The sequence below is a fragment of the Leucogemmata humicola genome, assembly GCF_055379415.1.
In genome coordinates this window covers 5,162,265-5,180,396 of the sequence record NZ_AP040875.1, presented here as the reverse complement: position 1 = coordinate 5,180,396, position 18,132 = coordinate 5,162,265, and the positions used below count along the sequence as shown (strand labels likewise).

The 18,132-nt window shown below is 63.8% G+C and carries 16 protein-coding genes and 1 pseudogene; 7 read left to right on the top strand and 10 right to left on the bottom strand.

Annotated features, from left to right (window positions below):
• Nucleotides 1–261 precede the first annotated feature (261 nt).
• Nucleotides 262–2,532, bottom strand: coding sequence for a xanthine dehydrogenase family protein molybdopterin-binding subunit (locus tag AC6H4Z_RS22300; RefSeq protein WP_497544174.1), 2,271 nt, complete (start codon nt 2,530–2,532; stop codon nt 262–264).
• Nucleotides 2,522–2,995 carry a (2Fe-2S)-binding protein gene (locus tag AC6H4Z_RS22295; RefSeq protein WP_497544173.1) on the bottom strand — a complete coding sequence of 158 codons (474 nt, stop codon included), beginning with the start codon at nt 2,993–2,995 and terminating at the stop codon, nt 2,522–2,524. Before AC6H4Z_RS22295 ends, AC6H4Z_RS22300 begins: the two co-directional genes overlap by 11 nt.
• A gap of 54 nt (nt 2,996–3,049) precedes the next feature.
• Here AC6H4Z_RS22295 and AC6H4Z_RS22290 point away from each other — a divergent pair.
• From AC6H4Z_RS22290 to AC6H4Z_RS22280, 3 genes and pseudogenes are all read left to right on the top strand, one after another.
• A pseudogene (locus tag AC6H4Z_RS22290) lies at nt 3,050–3,298 on the top strand (ferredoxin family protein); the annotation flags it as partial.
• A gap of 196 nt (nt 3,299–3,494) precedes the next feature.
• A complete protein-coding gene (locus tag AC6H4Z_RS22285; RefSeq protein WP_497544172.1) occupies nt 3,495–3,824 on the top strand; it encodes a PadR family transcriptional regulator in 330 nt (109 codons plus the stop codon).
• A gap of 123 nt (nt 3,825–3,947) precedes the next feature.
• A complete protein-coding gene (locus AC6H4Z_RS22280) occupies nt 3,948–6,581 on the top strand; it encodes an ABC transporter permease (protein ID WP_497544171.1) in 2,634 nt (877 codons plus the stop codon).
• 4 nt (nt 6,582–6,585) lie between these two features.
• Here the strand turns inward: AC6H4Z_RS22280 and AC6H4Z_RS22275 are convergent, their stop codons facing one another.
• From AC6H4Z_RS22275 to AC6H4Z_RS22255, 5 genes are read right to left on the bottom strand one after another with little or no spacing between them, the layout of a single operon-like run.
• Nucleotides 6,586–7,260 (bottom strand): methyltransferase family protein, encoded by a 675-nt coding sequence (locus tag AC6H4Z_RS22275; protein ID WP_497544170.1) that lies wholly within the window; start codon nt 7,258–7,260, stop codon nt 6,586–6,588.
• Between the two features lie 9 nt (nt 7,261–7,269).
• The gene (locus AC6H4Z_RS22270) at nt 7,270–8,064 is read right to left on the bottom strand and encodes an alpha/beta fold hydrolase (protein ID WP_497544169.1); all 795 of its coding nucleotides are present in this window, start codon (nt 8,062–8,064) and stop codon (nt 7,270–7,272) included.
• A complete protein-coding gene (locus tag AC6H4Z_RS22265) occupies nt 8,061–8,474 on the bottom strand; it encodes an acyl-CoA thioesterase (RefSeq protein ID WP_497544168.1) in 414 nt (137 codons plus the stop codon). The genes AC6H4Z_RS22270 and AC6H4Z_RS22265 overlap by 4 nt, the downstream gene beginning before the upstream one ends.
• A complete protein-coding gene (locus AC6H4Z_RS22260; protein ID WP_497544167.1) occupies nt 8,471–9,445 on the bottom strand; it encodes a 1-aminocyclopropane-1-carboxylate deaminase/D-cysteine desulfhydrase in 975 nt (324 codons plus the stop codon). Before AC6H4Z_RS22260 ends, AC6H4Z_RS22265 begins: the two co-directional genes overlap by 4 nt.
• Nucleotides 9,442–10,680, bottom strand: a complete 1,239-nt coding sequence (locus AC6H4Z_RS22255; RefSeq protein ID WP_497544166.1) for an AI-2E family transporter — start codon at nt 10,678–10,680, stop codon at nt 9,442–9,444. Before AC6H4Z_RS22255 ends, AC6H4Z_RS22260 begins: the two co-directional genes overlap by 4 nt.
• A 44-nt stretch (nt 10,681–10,724) precedes the next feature.
• Between AC6H4Z_RS22255 and AC6H4Z_RS22250 the strand changes: the two genes are divergently transcribed.
• Nucleotides 10,725–11,936: a ribonuclease D gene (locus tag AC6H4Z_RS22250; RefSeq protein ID WP_497544165.1), complete on the top strand. Its 1,212-nt coding sequence runs from the start codon at nt 10,725–10,727 to the stop codon at nt 11,934–11,936.
• Between the two features lie 384 nt (nt 11,937–12,320).
• On the opposite strand, the gene AC6H4Z_RS22245 is transcribed toward AC6H4Z_RS22250, so the two are convergent.
• Nucleotides 12,321–12,719 carry a metal-sulfur cluster assembly factor gene (locus AC6H4Z_RS22245; protein WP_497544164.1) on the bottom strand — a complete coding sequence of 133 codons (399 nt, stop codon included), beginning with the start codon at nt 12,717–12,719 and terminating at the stop codon, nt 12,321–12,323.
• Nucleotides 12,720–12,766: 47 nt separating this feature from the next.
• A complete protein-coding gene (locus AC6H4Z_RS22240; RefSeq protein ID WP_497544163.1) occupies nt 12,767–14,197 on the bottom strand; it encodes a serine hydrolase domain-containing protein in 1,431 nt (476 codons plus the stop codon).
• Between the two features lie 368 nt (nt 14,198–14,565).
• On the opposite strand from AC6H4Z_RS22240, the gene AC6H4Z_RS22235 reads away from it, so the two are divergent.
• Genes AC6H4Z_RS22235 through AC6H4Z_RS22225 form a run of 3 tightly spaced genes read left to right on the top strand, consistent with a single transcriptional unit; the run spans nt 14,566 to nt 16,971 of the window.
• Entirely contained in the window at nt 14,566–15,153 is a 588-nt protein-coding gene (locus AC6H4Z_RS22235; RefSeq protein ID WP_497547077.1) for an RNA polymerase sigma factor, read from the top strand.
• Nucleotides 15,134–15,838 carry a hypothetical protein gene (locus tag AC6H4Z_RS22230; protein WP_497544162.1) on the top strand — a complete coding sequence of 235 codons (705 nt, stop codon included), beginning with the start codon at nt 15,134–15,136 and terminating at the stop codon, nt 15,836–15,838. The genes AC6H4Z_RS22235 and AC6H4Z_RS22230 overlap by 20 nt, the downstream gene beginning before the upstream one ends.
• A complete protein-coding gene (locus AC6H4Z_RS22225; protein ID WP_497544161.1) occupies nt 15,838–16,971 on the top strand; it encodes a PDZ domain-containing protein in 1,134 nt (377 codons plus the stop codon). The genes AC6H4Z_RS22230 and AC6H4Z_RS22225 overlap by 1 nt, the downstream gene beginning before the upstream one ends.
• On the opposite strand, the gene AC6H4Z_RS22220 is transcribed toward AC6H4Z_RS22225, so the two are convergent.
• The gene (locus tag AC6H4Z_RS22220) at nt 16,955–18,079 is read right to left on the bottom strand and encodes an NAD(P)/FAD-dependent oxidoreductase (protein ID WP_497544160.1); all 1,125 of its coding nucleotides are present in this window, start codon (nt 18,077–18,079) and stop codon (nt 16,955–16,957) included. The genes AC6H4Z_RS22225 and AC6H4Z_RS22220 overlap by 17 nt on opposite strands.
• Nucleotides 18,080–18,132 lie beyond the last annotated feature (53 nt).

Here is an 18,132-nt window from a genome sequence, read left to right as displayed (position 1 = left end):
CTTTCGGGAGATCCAGTTGTCGAGCGGCAAGTCGGGATGTAGCTAGGGATGGACTTCTTGGTTCGTGCCACAGAGACAAGAGACTCAGCGCAAGATCGGCATGCCTGGACATTGTCGGCGCCGTATTCAACAAAATAGACTTCTTCGGCGATAACAATTGCTACGTATACCGAGGCGTCTTTCGTGATCTGCCCTGCGGCGAAGCAGCGATTTGACGCCACCTCCAATACGTGTGGGATTCTAAGTGGCGAGTTGCGGCGGCTAAAGGTGAGATCGCGTCAACGGAACCTGCGAGACCTCGCCGCCAATAGCGTCGCTCACGGCATTCCCAATCGCTCCTGCCACCCCAATGATCGGCGGCTCCGCTAACCCCTTCACGCCGGTGTGGTTTGCCACCACATCAGATGCATCAACAAAGAACGCATCAATCCTCGGCACATCCCCAATCGTCGGCACCTTATAGTCGTGCATCGACGGATTGAGCGGAGCACCCGACCGTCCATCCAGGATACGCTCTTCAAACAACGCATACCCCAACCCTTGAATGATCCCACCCTCGAGCTGACTCTCCGCCAACGTGGGGTTAACGATCCGCCCCGAATCATGCGCCGACACAATCCGCAGTACCTTCACCCGTCCGGTCTCCATATCCACTGAGACCTCCGCGAACTGCGCCGCAAACGCCCCAATCGCCGTCCCCGCCGGGTTCGGCCCCCGCGACCCCTGCCCGATGATCATCACGTCGCCGAGCTTCTCACACACGTCGCGGATGCGAATACACTTATCGCAGCTCTTCGCGTGAATCTCCCCATCGCGCGACTCTAGATCCGACGTCTCAACGCCGAGAATGCCGGCCGCCGCATCGAACAGCGCCTCACGCGCCTCTTCGGCCGCCACGCGCACCGCCGGCCCGACCGACGCCGTCGTGATCGACCCCCACGAGTTCGATGCAAACGGCAGTCGCTCGGTATCACCCAGCACGGTCCTCACATCCTCGATGCGCGCGCCCAGCACCTCCGCCGCGATCTGCGCCATCACCGTGCGTGAGCCTGTGCCGAGGTCTTGCGCGCCCGTGAGCACGTCGACGGATCCATCGCGATTGAGTCGCACGGTCGCATACGCCGGCGGACCACCGCCCGCTCCCCACACAACCGACGCCATCCCAACACCGCGACGAACGCGCCCCGTCTTTCCGCGTTTATCCGCTTTCGCCTTTTCCCAGCCGAAGCGCTTCGCACCCTCGGTGTAGCACGCGTCCAGCGCCTTGTGAGAATACTCACGGTTTCCACGCTGATCCCTATCAGCGTAGTTGCGCCGCCGCAGTTCCAACGGATCAATCCCGAGCTCCTTCGCCAACACATCCATCGCACACTCGAGACCGAACGACCCTTCCGTGCTCCCCGGCGCGCGAAAGCTCGCCATCGGAGACGTATTCACGTACGCGAACCGTTCCGTCGTGTGAACGTTCGCGCACTTGTACATCTCCTGATAAATCCCCGCCGGCCCAGCCAACCATCCGCCGGCGCCGAGTGGGATGTGCGCGTCGAGTTGGATGGCGGTGAGCGTGCCGTCGCGCTTGGCGCCGAGTGTAACGCGTTGGACCGTCGCGTTGCGATTGCCTGCGTCGGTCTGCTCGCCTTCGCGATCGAGAATGCACCGCACCGGACGACCAGTGACCTTCGCGAGCGCCACGGCTGCGTAAGTCGAGTGCGGCGCGCCGTTCTTCGCGCCGAAGCCACCGCCCATGTAATTCATGATCACGCGCACGTTCGACATCGGCAGCTTGAACGCCTTCGCCACCTCGGTACGCGTCATGAAGATGCCCTGCGTCGACTCGTGAATCGTCAGCGAATCGCCCTGCCACTCGGCCACCGCGCCATGCGGCTCGAGCGCGGTGTGCAGCACGCACGGCGTGCGATACTCGCGCGTGATCGTGACGTCTGCGTCGCGCAGCCCTTGGTCGATGTCGCCGCGCTTGATGATGCGCGGTGTGTTCTTGGGAGCGTTGCCCTGCGGTCGGACTTTCGGCGCGCCATCGGCCAACGCTTCCTCGGCCGTGAGGACGTGTGGCAACGGAGTGACCTCGCAGACGATCGCGTGCAGCGCGCGTTCAGCAATCTCTAACGTGTCAGCGGCAATCGCGGCAACGGGCTGGTTGGCGTAATGGATCGTCGTGTCGAACAGCCGCAGCCCGTCGATCTTCACGTCCGGCACGTCGGCCAACGCGATCGCGCCGCGAACCCCGTCAAGCGCGAGGGCGGGGGAGAGATCGAGCCGAGTGACGGTGCCGCTCGGGATGGGCACACGAAACAGCGCGGCGTGCAGCATTCCGGGAAGCGCGATGTCGGCCGTGTACTTCGCGGTGCCGGTGACCTTCTCGAGCGCATCCTTCCGCGGCACGCGTTGGCCGACGACGTGGAGCTCCGCGTCGTCGCCCCACGGCTCGGGCTCGCGCGACGGCATCTCGACAACCTTGGTCTCTTCGCGCCCCTCGACTTCGACCTTGGTCGTGACGAAGCGCTTATGCGTCATCGGTAGTTCTCCCGGCCTGCGCTGCCGCCATGATCGCGCGAACGATCTTGGGATACGCGCCGCAGCGACAGAGGTTGCCGCTCATGCCGCGGATGACGTCCTGCTCGGTCGGGTTGGGATTCTCGCCGAGGAGGGCGATGGCGGCGAGGATCTGGCCTGGGGTGCAGAAGCCGCACTGGAGCGCGTCGTGCTCGATGAACGCGGCCTGGACGGCGTGGAGTTGGTCGGGCCGGCCGACCCCTTCAATGGTGACGACTGTACGCGGCTCGCCGCACGCGGCCGTTAGGGTCAGGCACGCGTAGGCCGATACTCCATCGACGAGGACGGTGCAGGCGCCGCACTCTCCTCGGCCGCAGACGAGCTTCGTCCCGGTGAGTTGGAGGCGCTCGCGCAGGGTCGTCAGGAGCGTCTCGTGGCCGGGAGCGGTCACGTCATGGCTGGCTCCGTTGACGATGAGGCGCATGGAACTATCTTAGCCTCATAGGCTTGAAATCGCAGGATCACACCGAGGGACGCAATGCCTTACGTCATTACCGAAGCGTGCAAGGACACCAAGGACCGCGCCTGCGTCGACGTCTGCCCAGTCGACTGTATATATGAAGGGCCCGAACAGCTCTATATCCACCCCGACGAGTGTATCGATTGCGGGGCGTGCGAGCCCGAGTGCCCGGTGACGGCGATCTTCCCCGAGGAGGACGTGCCGGGGCAGATGCGGCAGTTTGTCCAGATCAATCGGGACGTGTTCAAGTCGGCCAATCCGCCAGGGAAGCCGCAGAGATAGGTCTTCAGGTCTCAGGTCACTGGTCTGAGGTCATAGGGGAGCCCGTGCTAACGCACGGGCTCTTTCGCTTTTGCGGCGGTTCCCCCAGACCCGTGACCAGTGACCTGAGACCTCTCTCCTTGACATTCGACAGGAGCGATCCCTATCATTCCTGTCGAACGTCTAGGAGAGCAAGAACCCAATGAAATCCAACGCCGACGTCCTCCAAGGGACTCTCGACCTGCTCGTCCTCAAAGCCGTGTCGCTCGAGTCGATGCATGGCTGGGGGATCAGCCAGCGCATCCAACAGATCTCCAGCGGTGTACTCGAAGTGAACCAGGGCTCACTCTACCCGGCCCTCCACCGCCTGGTCAAACGCCGCTGGCTCGAAGCGTCGTGGGGCACCTCCGAGAACAACCGGCGCGCGCGCTTCTACAAGCTCACGGCCGTCGGCAAGAAACAGCTCGCCACCGAGACCGACACCTGGCGCCGTTTCAGTGGTGCCGTCGATGCCGTGCTCGCGACGAGCTAAGAAAAGGAACCACAGAGGACACAGTGGTCACAGAGAAGACCTCCACGATCCACTGCCTGTCCTCCGTGTTCTCTGCGTCCTCTGTGGTCAAATGCAGTTGCTGTCCTGAATAGAAGAGGGGCCATGTCCATCGGAACTCGATTGATCGCGCGCATCCGAACACTCCTCGGCCGCGAACCGGATCAGAACCTGAACGAAGAGCTGCGCTTCCACCTCGACATGGAAGCCGCGAAGCTCGAACGAAACGGGCTCTCACCAAACGCCGCCCGTCGCGAAGCCAGAAAGAAGTTCGGCGGTGTCGATCGCTACGCCGAAGAACTTCGCGACGAACGCCGAGGCAATGCGTTCGACGTGCTCGCGCGTGACGCGCGGTACGCGCTTCGCATGTTGCGGCGCTTTCCGATGTTCACCGCGATCGTCGTGCTCACGCTCGGCATCGCCATTGGCGCGAACACGGCGATTTTCAGCGTCGTCAACGCGGTGCTGCTCCGGCCATTGCCGTTTCCCGGCGGCGATCGGCTGACGTTCATCTACGCGCAGAATCCGGACAAGTCGCTGCCGCGCTTCGGCGTGTCGTACGCCGACTTCCTCGATTGGCGAAAGGACACGCACTCCTTCGCGGGCATGGCGGCGTTCACGGGCACATCGCTCACGCTGCTGACGGACCGCGAGCCGATTCGTCTCTCACAGATTTCCGCGACGAGCGACTTCTTCGACGTGCTGCGCGTACGCCCAGTACTCGGCCGACTCTATCGCGGCGACGAGCCGGTGTCCGAGTCGACCAATGAGATCGTGCTCGGCTACGGCTTCTGGCAGCGACAGTTCGCGGGCGACGTGAACATCGTTGGCCACACGATGAAGGTCGGAGCCAACGCGGCGACGCGAACTGTGATCGGAGTGCTGCCGAAAGACTTCGACCTCGACGGTGGCCCGTTCGACGTCGTCACGGTCTTCGACCCAACCGGCTATCCGCAGATCGAAAGCCACGGCCAGCACATGCTCAACGTCGTCGGTCGCCTCGCGCCGAACGTGACGCTGGCTGCCGCGCAGCAAGATCTCTCGGCGGTGGCGGCGCGTCTGGCCGAGCAGTATCCGGAGATCAAAGGCTGGACAGCGAATGTCTTCTCGGTGCACGACGAACGCGTGCGCGACATTCGCCACGCGCTGCTCGTTCTACTCGCCGCGGCGGGACTCGTGCTGCTCATTGGCTGCATCAACGTTGCCAATTTGCTCATCACTCGTTCGACGCTCCGCGAACGCGAAGTTGCCATGCGGCAGGCGCTCGGTGCATCGCGCTCGCGTCTTGTCACTCAGCTACTCGTCGAGAGCGGGCTGTTGTCATTCGGTGGCGCAGTGCTCGGGTTGGTCATCGGCAAGTTTGCTGTTGCCGTGATTCTCAAGACCGCGCCGAACGGTCTCTTGCCCGACGACACGTCGCTCGACGCGCGCGTGCTCGGCTTTGCGCTCGCGGTGACGCTGGTGACGATGTTCGTCGTTGGACTGTGGCCCGCGCTGCGCGCCACGAATCCGAATCTTGCACCATCGTTGCGCGACGGCGGGCGCTCGTCCACGGGCGGAACGCGTGCACTGCGCGTGCGCCGATCGCTGGTTGTCGCCGAAACGTCGCTGGCGTTGGTGCTACTGATTTGCGCGGGGCTCGTGTTGCAGAGTCTGCGGCACATGCTCGACGTCAACCCGGGCTTCAACGCTGCGCACGTAGTGACGATGCGGATTTCGCTCAACGGGCCGCGATACAACGACTCGACGATGGTGGAGTTCTATCACGACCTGCAAACGCGTCTCGAAGCGCGCGGCGGAATCGAAGCGGCCGGCGCTGCCAATACACCGCCGATCAGCAGCGGCGGCATCGTCACCGGCGTTCGACCGTTCGGCATGGATCGGCCGAACAAGGAAATGCAGATGAGCGCCCTGACCGCGGTGACGCCAGGATATTTTCGCACGATGGGCATGCGACTGCTGCAAGGCCGCGACGTGGCGTGGACCGACAACGAGCGCGCGACGGTCGTCATCAGTCAGTCGGCAGCGAATGCGTATTGGCCGGGACAGTCGCCGATTGGAAAACGCATCGCCTTTGGTCCGCGCGACACGATTGGTCAGGAGGTCGTCGGTATGGTCGGCGACACGCACATTCGTGGCCTGAGCGCGAATGCGCCGCCGATGCTCTACATGCACTACAACGGCGCCACGAACATCGTGCGCTCGATGTCGTTGGCTGTGCGCGGCCGAGGCGATCTGGCGGCCATCGTTGCGACGACGAAGCAGGCGCTGCACGAGGTGGACGCAACGATGCCGCTGTTCAGCCCGCGCGCGGTGAGCGACATCGTCGATCAATCGGTTGGCCAGCCGCGACTCAACACGACGCTGCTCACCATGTTTGCAGTGGTGGCGTTGGTGCTTGCGGCGATCGGGATCTACGGCGTGATCTCGTACTCGGTCACGCAGCGCACGCAGGAAATCGGCGTCCGCGTCGCACTCGGCGCACAGCAAGGCGACGTTCTGCGCCTCGTGCTGCGAGAGGGTGGGCTGCTGGCGATCGTTGGGGTGGTGATTGGAATCGCCGGCGCGTTTGCCGTGACGCCGTTGATTCGCAGTTGGCTCTTTGGCATCGAGCGCACCGATCCGCTCACGATCGCCGGCACGGCGCTCAGCTTGATCGCCGTCGCTCTTGCGGCGAGCTATCTGCCGGCGCGCCGAGCGTCCCGTGTCGATCCGTTGATTGCCATGCGCAACGACTAGCGGATCACTGCCACCAAACTCGCTGCTTGATGGCGAACGCGATGATCAGTGCGCCGTACTGCATGAACGTGCTGATCTCGCTTCGCCAGGCTTCGCCCCAATGGTGCTCGCCCTGTTCGCGCGTCTTTGGCGGACGCGGAATCCAACGCGGCGTCGACTTTTTGTAGTCGAGATACTCTTTACCAAAGATCGATTCGAGCACGCCCTCTTCGTATCGCACGATGAGCGTATACTCGATCGCGAAAATCAGAATGGCCACGGGCAGGAACCACCACACGCCCGAGATCACGACAAAGCCCATCCAGATCAGGAAGTTGCCGACGTACAACGGATTTCGCACCCAGCCGAAAATCCCGTACGTCACCAAGCGCTGCACGTCGCGCGAGCGTCGGCGCGTCACGGTGCCCGCGGCCGCGACGCCCATCAGTCGGATCCATTCGCCGATGATGATCGGAACCGCGCCCACGAGCCACACCCACATACCCGGTCGCGCTGGAACGAACAGCGCGACGAGCAGGAACGGCACGGGCAGCCAACTGCGATTGCGGAATAGCACGCCGCCAACACGCGCCGCGCCGCTCTGTTCGGCGGCTGACGGCGGGGCTGACGACTCTGGGTTTCGACGCGACGGCCATCCGTTCGCGTCATTCTGGGGCGGACTTTCTTCGCTCGGCGACATGCGCGAAACCTAATTGTAGAGGAGGCTGCCGAGGAATTCGCTGACAACAGTCGTGAACGACGCGGGGCGTTCGACGTTCGAGAGATGGCCGGCCTGCTCGAGCACTTCGAGGCGGCTGCCGGGAATTCCGCGGTGGATCGCTTCGGCGTCCTTCCTCGGCGTGATCACGTCCTCCGCACCAACGATGACGAGTGTTGGGACGTCGATCGTCGCAAGCGTGGGCGTGGAATCAGGGCGCGTCATCATGGCTGTGGCGCCTCCGACGATTCCCTCGACGCGCCCCTGCGCGATCATGCGATGCATGGCGTCGTAGATGTCTGGCCGCTTATCGCGCGTCGATTTTCCCACGAGGCCGGCGATCTGCATGTTGGCGATGGCCGTCGTCCCCTGCGTTTCGGCGACGTGAATGACTTCGCGACGCTTCGCGATTCCCTCCGGCGAATCGGCGACGGCGCGCGTGTCGGCGAGTACGAGTCCGCGAATGCGCTCACGGTGGCGACGCCAGAGCGCGAACGCCGCGTAGCCGCCCATCGACAGCCCAACGACGACCGCACGCTCGATCGACAGCGCGTCGAGGACCGCGGCAACGTCGTCAGCATATCGGTCCATCGTGTACGGTGGAGAGCCCGCAGAGTCACCGAAGCCGCGAAAGTCGATGGGAATGCATCGGGCTTCGGCGACGAGTGCGCCGATCTGCGGCTCCCACATCGTGCGATTCAGCGGGAATGCATGCAGAAAAACCACCGGCAACCCGGAGCCGATGTCGTCGAACGCGATTTCTGTATCGTTGACGAGTGTGATCACTCGGGCTCCGGCCACGCCGGAAGCAACTTTCGCCAATCGTCGGGCACGGGAACTGGCTCGCCCTTCTGATTGATCGCCACGAACACGATCGACGCTTCGGCGACGAGCGTTCCGTCGGCGACTTTGCGCACGTCCTGTTTGATGATGTAACTCGTACGCCGCACGGCCAACAAACCGGAGCGAACGACGAGGTCTTCACCGGGCAGCGATTGTGCGAGATAGCCGATGTCGACGTGTCGCACGACGGAAAACACGGGCTGGCGCGCCCAGTTGCGAATGTCGATTTGCGGTTCGAGCAGCGCCCAGCGCGCGCGCTCGAGAAAGTTGAGCATCGTTGCATGGTTCAGATGCCCGAGCATGTCGCAGTCGGTCGGGTAGATATGGAACGTGACTTCGGGTAGCGAGGTCATGGCGTGCCGAGGATGCGGGAATCGAAGGTTAACCAGAACAGCGTCGGCTCGCGCGCGGCCAACTCGAGCGCGAGAGCAAAGGCTTTGGCGCTGTACGTTGCGTCGAGTTCGATGTTGCTGATAGCGCGAAGTCGGTCGCCGGCAGCGCGCGCGGCAGGGGTCTCTCGACCATAGGCGCCGCCGTACACATCATGCACGATCTGAACCGCCGACGGTTGCACGCGCGGCAGTGTCTCTCCGGTCGAGCGTTCGATGAGTGCCGCGGTTCGTCGTGCGAGTCGGAGCACGCGCGCTTTCCGGCCGACGACGCGGGGTACAACGCGCGCGCCGATCACTGTGATGTCGCGCTTGGCAATGGCGAAGGCGAGCGACAGTCCCGCCATCGTGCCGCCGGTGCCGAGCGGTACGACGACGTATTTCGGTTGCGGTAGTTGGTGCGCGTCGATCTGATCGATCAATTCGAGTCCGGCGTTCACATGTCCAAGGACACCGAGCGGCGCGCTTCCCCCTGCCGCGATCCACTTTGCGCCACGCAGTCGTTCGCGCAGCGCCCACGCGTATGCACCGATGGGCGAGCGAAAGGTCGGAGCAGGATTGCGACGAAGATCGCGATCGAATCGCTGTGCTACGCGTTCTGCCGCCGAGTTCATTTCCTGATGCCAGCGCGCGATGCCGATCGTAGCGCCGATGCGTTTGCCGTATGTCACCACTGCGAGCGCGTGCGTCGATCCAACGGAACCAACCGTGACGATGCGCTCCTTGGGCTCGAGATCGCCGAGCAGAAACTCGAGCGCGCGCACCTTGTTGCCGCCCATCGGATTGCCGCATAGATCGTCGCGCTTGATCCAGAGCGACGCCGACAGCTCGCGCAGCGGTTGCACCGGTGTCGGAAAGCGACCGATCTCCACGCGCGGAATGCTCGCGAGCGCGGGAAAGCGCCGCACGAGCGGAATCGTTGGTGAGCGCGTCATCCCGACGCTTTCGGACCGCTATCGGCGATTGGTTCGGGCATCTGGCCCGCCTGATCACCGACGACGCCTTCGACGTAGATCATGCGCACGGCAACCACCGTGGCGGCGAGAATCGGCACGGCGCACATGAGGCCGAGGAATCCGAACAACAGCGCCATCAACGCCTGCGCGAATACCGTGAGCGCCGGTGGCAGATTCATTCCGCCTTTCATGAGCAGCGGAATGAGCATGTGGTTTTCAAAGAACTGAATGACGACGTACGCGATCGCCACTGATGCCGCTTTCTCCGGCGAGTCGATGAATCCCATCGCGACGCCCGGGATCGCGCTCATAATCGGGCCGACGGTCGGAATGAACTCGAGCAGGCCGGCGAGCAGTCCGAGCGCGAGCGCAGCCTGCACGTGAAGCAGGAGTAGCACCACGGTGACGACCACGCTGATCGTGAGCATGGCGATTAGCTGCGTAACGAGCCATTTGCGCAGCACCGCGGCGATGGCCGAGAGTACTTCGCCGGCGCGCTCGCGATGGTCGTAGGGAAAGAGGTGCATCACGCCGCGCCGGTACATGTCCGGATCCACGGCGATGTAGATCGCCAAGAAAATGATAATGAGAAAACCAGTAACGACGGCGATCGTCGACGTGACGAAGGGGAACAGGTAGCGGACCACACCGCCCATCCCGCCGCCGACGCGTTTCTGTAGCGTCGCCTGGATGGAAATCGAATCCGGGGGCGCGTTCGGAGCTGCCGGCGCGGCTCCCTTTGCCGCCGGTGTTTGCGCGGTGGTATCTGTCTCCGCTGTCAGGCCGCGAATGGCCAGCCCAATGAGCCCCGTGCGATGCGAGTTGGCCCAGTTCTCGAGTCGATCGATGGCGTCGGGCAGCCGACGCCGGATCTCCACGCTCTGGTCGTGGACCGTGGGCGCCACCCAGGCGCCAAAGCCTACGAGGAGCCCGAAGAATCCGAGGACGATCCCCGCCGCGCCAATGCCACGCGGAATGTGGAAGCGCTGCAGCAGGTCGACGCCCGACGAGACGGCCAATCCGAACAGGATGCCCAGGAACGCCACGAGGATCAGGAGGTGGGCAAACCACACCAGCTGGACCAGCAGGTACATGGCGATCACGAGAGCGGCCGCGCGCATGACGTCCGCGCTGCCCCATCCCGGCCGGCGGCGAGCTTTACTGTTGAGCTCGGGGTCTGGGAGGCCGGGATTCCCGTGTTGGGTGTTACTCATGCGCGTTGGCTCCGGGCAAAGTGGATGCCGATTACATTGCGAGCGTGCACAGCCCTGGGCCCGTTACCAGTCCGCATACGCCGATCTATCTCGACACGTCGAGTACCGTCGATGCGTTCCTTGCGTCGATTGCCGATACGCCGATCATCGCCCTCGACACCGAGGGTGCCAGCTTCCATCGGTTCGTCGACCGAATCTATCTGCTCCAGCTGTCGACACGCGAACAGACGGCCATCATCGATCCGATCCCGATTGGATCGCCCCAAGGTCTTCGCACGCTGCTCGAAAGTCCGTCGGTGGAAATCGTCTTCCACGACGCCGACTACGATCTGCGTTTGCTACACCAGGATTACGGCTGGAACGTGCGGTCGATCTTCGACACGCGTGTTGCCGCACAGCTCCTGGGACTCCGCGCCTTTGGCCTCGCGGCTCTCCTCGAGCGCTACTTCGGCGTAAAGCTCGACAAGAAGCACCAGCGCGCCGACTGGTCCATGCGCCCGCTCACGCAGGGCATGCTCGACTACGCAGCGCAGGATACGATCCATCTCCTCCAGCTGCGCGATCGTCTCAAGGAAGAATTGGAAAACGCGGGCCGCTGGGAGTGGGCGCGCGAAGAGTTCGGACTCCTCGAGGGCACGAAGTGGCCCGATGACGATCCGACCAAGACGTTCCTCCGCATCAAGGGCGCGCGGGACCTCACGCGCCGCGAGCTCGCGATTCTGCGCGAGATCGCACCGTGGCGCGACGAGATTGCCCGTCAGCTCGACCGCGCAACGTTCCGCGTGTTGGGCAACGAACAGCTGCTCGACATCTCGCGTCAAAAGCCGGCGACGCGCGACGTGCTCGCGGCGATCAAGGGAATGCCGCGCGGTCTGATGGAGCAACGCGGCAATGAAGTACTCGAAGCCGTGCAGCGCGGCCTTGCCGTTCCCGATGCCGACCTTCCGCGCTTTCCTAAGGCCGCACGATGGGATCGCGATCCGGATTTCGACGCGCGCGTCAACGCGCTCAAGACGGTGCGCGACGCGGCCGCCGAGCGGTTGGACCTCGATCCGGGTGTGCTATGCGCGCGCGATCGAATGGAAGCCGTTGCGAGAGCGAATCCTGTCTCGGTCGAGCGGTTGAACGAGGTGCGCGAGCTTCGTGGCTGGCAGGCCGCGCTACTGGGTCCAGCGTTCGTCAAAGCGCTCGATCATCATCGCTCGACCAAGTCCGCTCCTGCTCCGGCGCCGACCGATTCTCCGTATCGCGACTGATCTCGCGCTGGCTTAGCGATCAAAAGAGCAGCTGCGGGATCGCAGTGTCTCCGCGCGACCGCTGGCAATACTGCCGAAACTGCCGGCAGTATTGCCTCGGCTCGCGCTCCGACACCGCGATCCCGCAGCTGCGCGGTGAACGCATGCGCAACGCGACGTAGTCACTCCGGACGCTGGTGTCGCGCCGTTTAGTGCGCGCCCGTGCCGAGCTTCGGGTGCGCGCGCTCAGCGGCTCGCACTGTTCGACTTCACACGCGAGAGACAGAGGGGCCGGTGTCCGCAGCGCGGGCCAGCGGCAATACTGCCGGCTGTATCGGCAGTATTGCCCAGGTCGCGCGAAGGACACCGGCCCCTCTGTCTCTCTCCGTCGTTCCGACCAACAGCCTACAAGCCCATATACGCTCGAACCCGGGGCTCGATTTTATCGGGCGACCAAAACGGCTCCCACACGAGATTGAGCTTCACGTTCGTAACGCCGCCGAGGGCTTTCACGGCGCGCTCGATGTCGCCCATGATCTGTGGACCAGCGGGGCAGCCGGGCGACGTGAGGGTCATGTCGATCGACACGTCGCCGCCTTCGACCGTGATCTCGTAGATGAGTCCCAGGTCGACGATGTTCAGGTTGAGCTCAGGATCCTTCACCTTGCGAAGGGCGAGTCTGACCTGATCGCTCGATGGCGGCGTACCGTCGCCCGCTGAGGGCGCGACAGTCGCGGCGTCGGAGTTTGGTGCTGGTTCGGCGGCCCCGGTGGCGTCGTCGTCGGGGCGTGTTGGATCGCTCATGACCGCAAGATCAACCGCTGGTCAGAGCGGAGCAAGCTGAGGCGAAATCAGCCTGGGGCTTTCTTCTTGGTCGACGCGCGCTTGCTCGCAGTAGCCTTTGAGCTCGATGCGCTCTTGGAGCTCGCACTGGCCTTGGAGCTCGAAGGCGACTTCGATGCGACAGCCTTCTTGCCACTCGCCGAAGAGCGCGAGGAGCTGGCGGTCGCCTTGGCCTTGCTCGAGCCGCTGCGCTTCGAGGCGACGTACCGGCGCGGCTTGCGGACCGGCTTGTTCCAGTCGACCGCCTGATCGGCGCGGAACGCCGCCGGCATCACCATCGGGCCGTCGGCGTAGTCGGTCACGGCGAGGGCTGCAGCGTCCGCGAGGTCGGCGCGAACGTCGGCAATGACCTTGGCCGGACGCTTCGCCCGAGCGTCGTGCACGCGGTTCGTGAGCAGCACCACGAACATGTCGCGGTCAGGATCGATCCAGAGCGACGTGCCCGTAAAGCCGGTGTGGCCGTAGGCATCTTCGCCGAGGTACTTGCCGCAGCTTCCAGAGCCGCCGCAGGTGTCCCAGCCGAGGGCGCGGGTGCCCGCAGCGCGCTTGCTGAACAGCGCGATGGTCGAGTCGGCGATGATACGCGTGCCGCCGTATTCACCGCCGTTGAGCATCATCTGCGCGAATACCGACAGATCGGCCGCGGTGCTGAACAGGCCAGCGTGACCCGCCACGCCGCCGAGCGCGTAGGCGTTCTCGTCGTGCACCTCGCCGCGGAGCGGGTAGCCGCGCGGCGGGGCGATTTCGGTCGGAGCAATGCGGGTGCGAAGTGAATCGGCCGGACGGAAGAACGTGTCGTTCATTCCGAGTGGGGTCCACACGCGCTCTTGGAGGAACTTGTCGAGCGGTTCGCCCGACGCTGCCTCGACGACGAAGCCGAGCATGTCGGCGCCGAGGTCGGAGTATTCGTAGTACTGGCCAGGCTCAGCGCCGAGTGGTGTTGCGATGACGGCGGCGCGGGCTTCTTCGGGCGTATGAGCAATGCGCCAGAGGTCGCGGCCAGCCGGGAGTCCCGAGCGATGCTCGAGAAGCATGCGGAGCGTAACGCGATCCTTGCTGCCGCCGGAGAAAGCGGGCACGTACTGCGAGACCGGATCGTCGAGTCGAATCTTGCCTTCGTCGTACAGGACCATGAGGGCCGTCGTGGTTCCGACGACCTTGGTCAGCGAAGCGAGATCGTAGATGGTGTTCTCAGCCGTGACGGTCGAGCTGTTCTTGTCCCAGCTGACGCGTCCGAAGCCCTTTTCCCAAACGGCGGCGCCGCGACGACCGACGACGACAGACGCGCCCGGGTAGCCGCCCGCCGAGATACCACGCTCAACGACGTGGTCGATTTTGGCGAGACGTTCGCTGGACATACCCACGGCTGTAGGGGTCTTCACAGGAAGACCGCCGCCGGACATGACGAGCGCAAACGTGTAGATCAGCAGAGACAGCACTGATGCTTACCGGAAGGAGGGAACAACGAACTCTTTCCAACTCGGCAAACGCACATGACGTGCGCCTACCTTTGAGTATCGGCTGGCGGCAGGAACCGGGAACGCGGTCCGCCAGTAGTGCCATACGTCACAGCGGCGTCGATGTTCCGGCGCTGGCAACAAAATGGGCCCTGTGTCGGAGACGAGCAAGAGGCAGCGATGTAACTGTGGGACTTGGACTTGTGCGATCGTACGACGCGGCCCGCGCGACTGTGGCGGGCGTGCAACGCTCTCAAATTGGGACTTTAGGGTCATTCTACCTGTTTACTGGCGTCGAGTCTGGCGCGCTGTAAACCATTTGTGGTAGCGTCGTGACCAATTGGCTGAACATGGAAACTGACTCCGCTCTCATCCGTCGCGCCCTAGCCGGCGATGAGCGGGCGCTCCGGTCCCTCTGGACTCGGCACGCTCCGCACATCGATATGGTCGTGCGCCGGTTGGTTGGGGGAGATCCGGACGTGGCTGCCGATATCGCCCAGGAAGTCTGGATCCAGATCTTCCGAGCGCTGCCCAGTTACCGCGGCGACTCGCAGTTCAGCACGTGGGCGCATCGGATTGCGGTGAACCGTACGCTGAACGCGCTCAGAAAGACGAGGCGGCTGGCGAACATCGAGACCGAGGTGCAGGAAGACAGCGCGTCGGTTGAACCGGATCACGAAAGGACCTTCATGGCGCAATCAATTGATGAAGCTGCCGCGAAGCTGTCGCCAGGAGCACGGGCCGTTTTCATGTTGCACGACGTCGAAGGATACACGCACGAAGAGATCGCCGACGAGCTGGGGATAACGACGGGCGGGTCGAAGTCTCAACTTTTCAAAGCACGCGCGAAGTTGCGGAAGCTGCTCGCGCATTTGGTAGATGTCACCGATGTCCGATTACCACGCAAGGATACCGAACATGTCGCACCTGCCTTCTGAACGACTGGCGGCTCTGGTCGACGAAGCGCCCACTCCGGCCGAGCTGGCGCACCTGTCGACGTGCGCGGACTGTGCGAGCGAGCGAGCGGCGCATCGGAATCTCGTCGAGTTGGCCGCGAATACTTCGGCGGCGATCGGCTCGCCGCTCACGTCGTGGGAGTCGCTCCGTCCGATCCTGGTCGCCGATGGCGTGATTGATCGCGGCCGCGGATCACCGTTCCGAGCGCATTCGGTCAGGCGTCCGTGGTTGCAGGCCGCTGCGGCTGTGCTGCTCGTGGCGGGCGGGATGATGGCTGGTCGTCGTACGGTGGGCGCTCCGCTGCTGCCGTTCCGAACGCAGGCCGCTGCGACGCCGGCCGTTGCGTCGCCGGATTCCACCCCCAGCTTCGCGTCGGTGGATGACGCACGCGCCGCCCAGGTCCGTTCGCAAGCGATGTATCAGACGGCCACCGCATTCCTCGCGCAGAACGACACGGTCGGTCACGTCATCGACAGTCCGTCGGCCATGCGCACTCGGCTCGCCGCGCTCGATCGTGCGCGCGACGTGATGGGCGAAGCGCTCGATGCGGCGCCGTACGATCCGGTGATCAACGGCTATTACCTCACGACGCTGGGTCAGCGTGAGGCGACGATTCGGCAGCTCAACACCGCGCTGCCGGCCAGTATGAAAATGACGAGTTACTAATGAGGGTTCTGTCGATGGACCGCATTCTCTCGCGCGGCGGAGCAGTCGCGCTTCTGACGATCGGGGTCGTATTGCCGGCTGGCGCGCAGGCGTCGGGTGGAGGTGCGCCGCCGGCAAGCATGCGCATGCGCGGCGATACGATCGTGCGTGTCATCGACGGGTCGATGCGCGTGCGCATGGATTCGATCAGAGTGCTGATGCGCGCCATCGAAGGACAACCAATGATGTCGGAGAGCAGCATCAAGTTGCGTCAGGAGCTCGACGCCTTGATGATGGCTATGCCGATGGGCGGCGGGCGCAGCGGGGCGCGGATCATCATTCAGGGCCAGGACGGGCAGGCTCCGTTCGATCTGATGCACGCCAAGGGTTGGTTGGGGATCATGACTGGGGATGCGCCGCTGACAGAGGAGATCACTCCTGCCGGCCACTTCCTACGGTACTTCTCGCATCCGGCAATCGTGTCCGTCGATCGCGATTCTCCTGCACAGTTGGCCGGAATCATCGCTGGCGATTCGTTGATTGCGTACGACGGCGTGGATGTCGTTGGTCGCACGCTGAATCTGAATCAGATGCTGCTGCCCGATCGGAAGCTCGGGATTACGGTGCGACGTGCCGGTGAGAACAAGGACTATCAGGTGACCGTGGCCAGGACGCCAATGACGGTGTTCTTCCGGCAGCGCGATCCCGACGATCAGGCTTTTCCCGATCGCACCGATCGCGTGTACGTGGTTCCGCGCGGTGAAGTTCGGGCGAGCGCCGGTGGATTTGGAGCGCGAGGCGCCGCGCCGGTGATCGTGAACGGACAGCAGGGTGGCGGTGGTTTCGGTGCGCGTGGCGGCACGTTCACGTTCACGACCAGTGTCATGTTCGGCGCGAGTATGGAGACGCTCGAGCCGGTGCTGGCGAAGTCGCTCAATCTGCAACCGGGCGTGTTGGTGAAAGCGGTGGCGGAAGCGACTGCCGCTGACCGCGCCGGCCTTCACCCGGGCGACGTGATCGTTGCGGTGGCTGGTCAGCCGATCACGACACTCGGTGAATTTCAGACTGCTACGGTGAAACTGGCCGACAATCGCTCGGTGACGTTCGAGGTCATGCGCGCAAAGAAGCGCCGCGCGATCACCGTAAGCTGGTAGCGTGAATGAGAGGGGCGAGCCTTCGCTCCTCGGGTACCAACGACTTGTGCATCGCCAACGCGGCGGTCGCCCCACTGGCGGCCGCCACGATTGCTAGCTGAGGCCCAGGCGTGATGTCGCCCGCGGCAAACACGTTTTCTACGGACGTTTGTCCGCGCGCGTCGACGATGATATGGCCTTCGTCGTCGCGATCGCAGCCGAGCTGTGAGCCAAGGTCGTCGGCGGGATACTGGCCGATCGCGAAGAACACCTTGTCGGCGTCGAGCTGCATGCCGTTCTCGAACATCAGGCAGTGAATGGTGCGCCCGTCGTCGCACACGCGCGTGATCGGATCAGTGAGCACTGGAATGTTCAGCGCGTCGAGCTTGTCGCAGTACTCCTGCTCGTCGAGATCCGCCGGACGGCCATTCGTGCAGATGATGACGTCGCGCGTCCACGTGGTGAGGTTGAGCGCCATGCCCACGGCGCGTCGCCCGTTGCCAATGACCACGACCTTCTTGCCCTGACAATCGAAGCCGTCGCAGTCGGGGCAGACGTGTGCGTTTGCGCCGTAGACGTTCTCGAGTCCCGGGACGTCGGGCCAGAGATCGCGAAGGCCGATCGCGAGAAGCACTCGATCGGCGGTAACGCGATCGCCGCCTTGCAAGCACAGTCGAAACGCGTCGTCGTCCTGCAGTTCGACGCGCAGCACGACCGCGTCGCGAACGTCTACGCCGAGCGACCGACAGGTGTGTCGCCCACGCGACCGCAATTCCGATGGCGTGACGCTGTCGAGGCCGAGATAGCCATTCACTTTGCGCGTTTCCCAATTGCGCGGGTCGCCGCTGTCGAGCAGCGTGACGGAGTGCAGGTATCGCCCAGACCAGACCGCGGCGCTCAGCCCCGCTGGGCCTCCCCCAACGATCGCGATCTCGAAGTGTCTATTCTCGGTCGAATCCGGCATGGCCAGAGAAAAAGCAAGAACGATTCCCTGCCTGAGGTGGGTATTCGGCCGGTTTGGAGTCTTTGTCGCCTCAGGCGGCTTCGCTTGAGCCGCGGCAACTGCTTGGGTCACGAATGCGACGAGTGAAAAGACAATCGAACCGAGGGCATTGATGCGACGACGCACCGTGGATGCACACGGTTCGATTCGGTTTGATTCGTGTTATTCGTGTCCCCAGT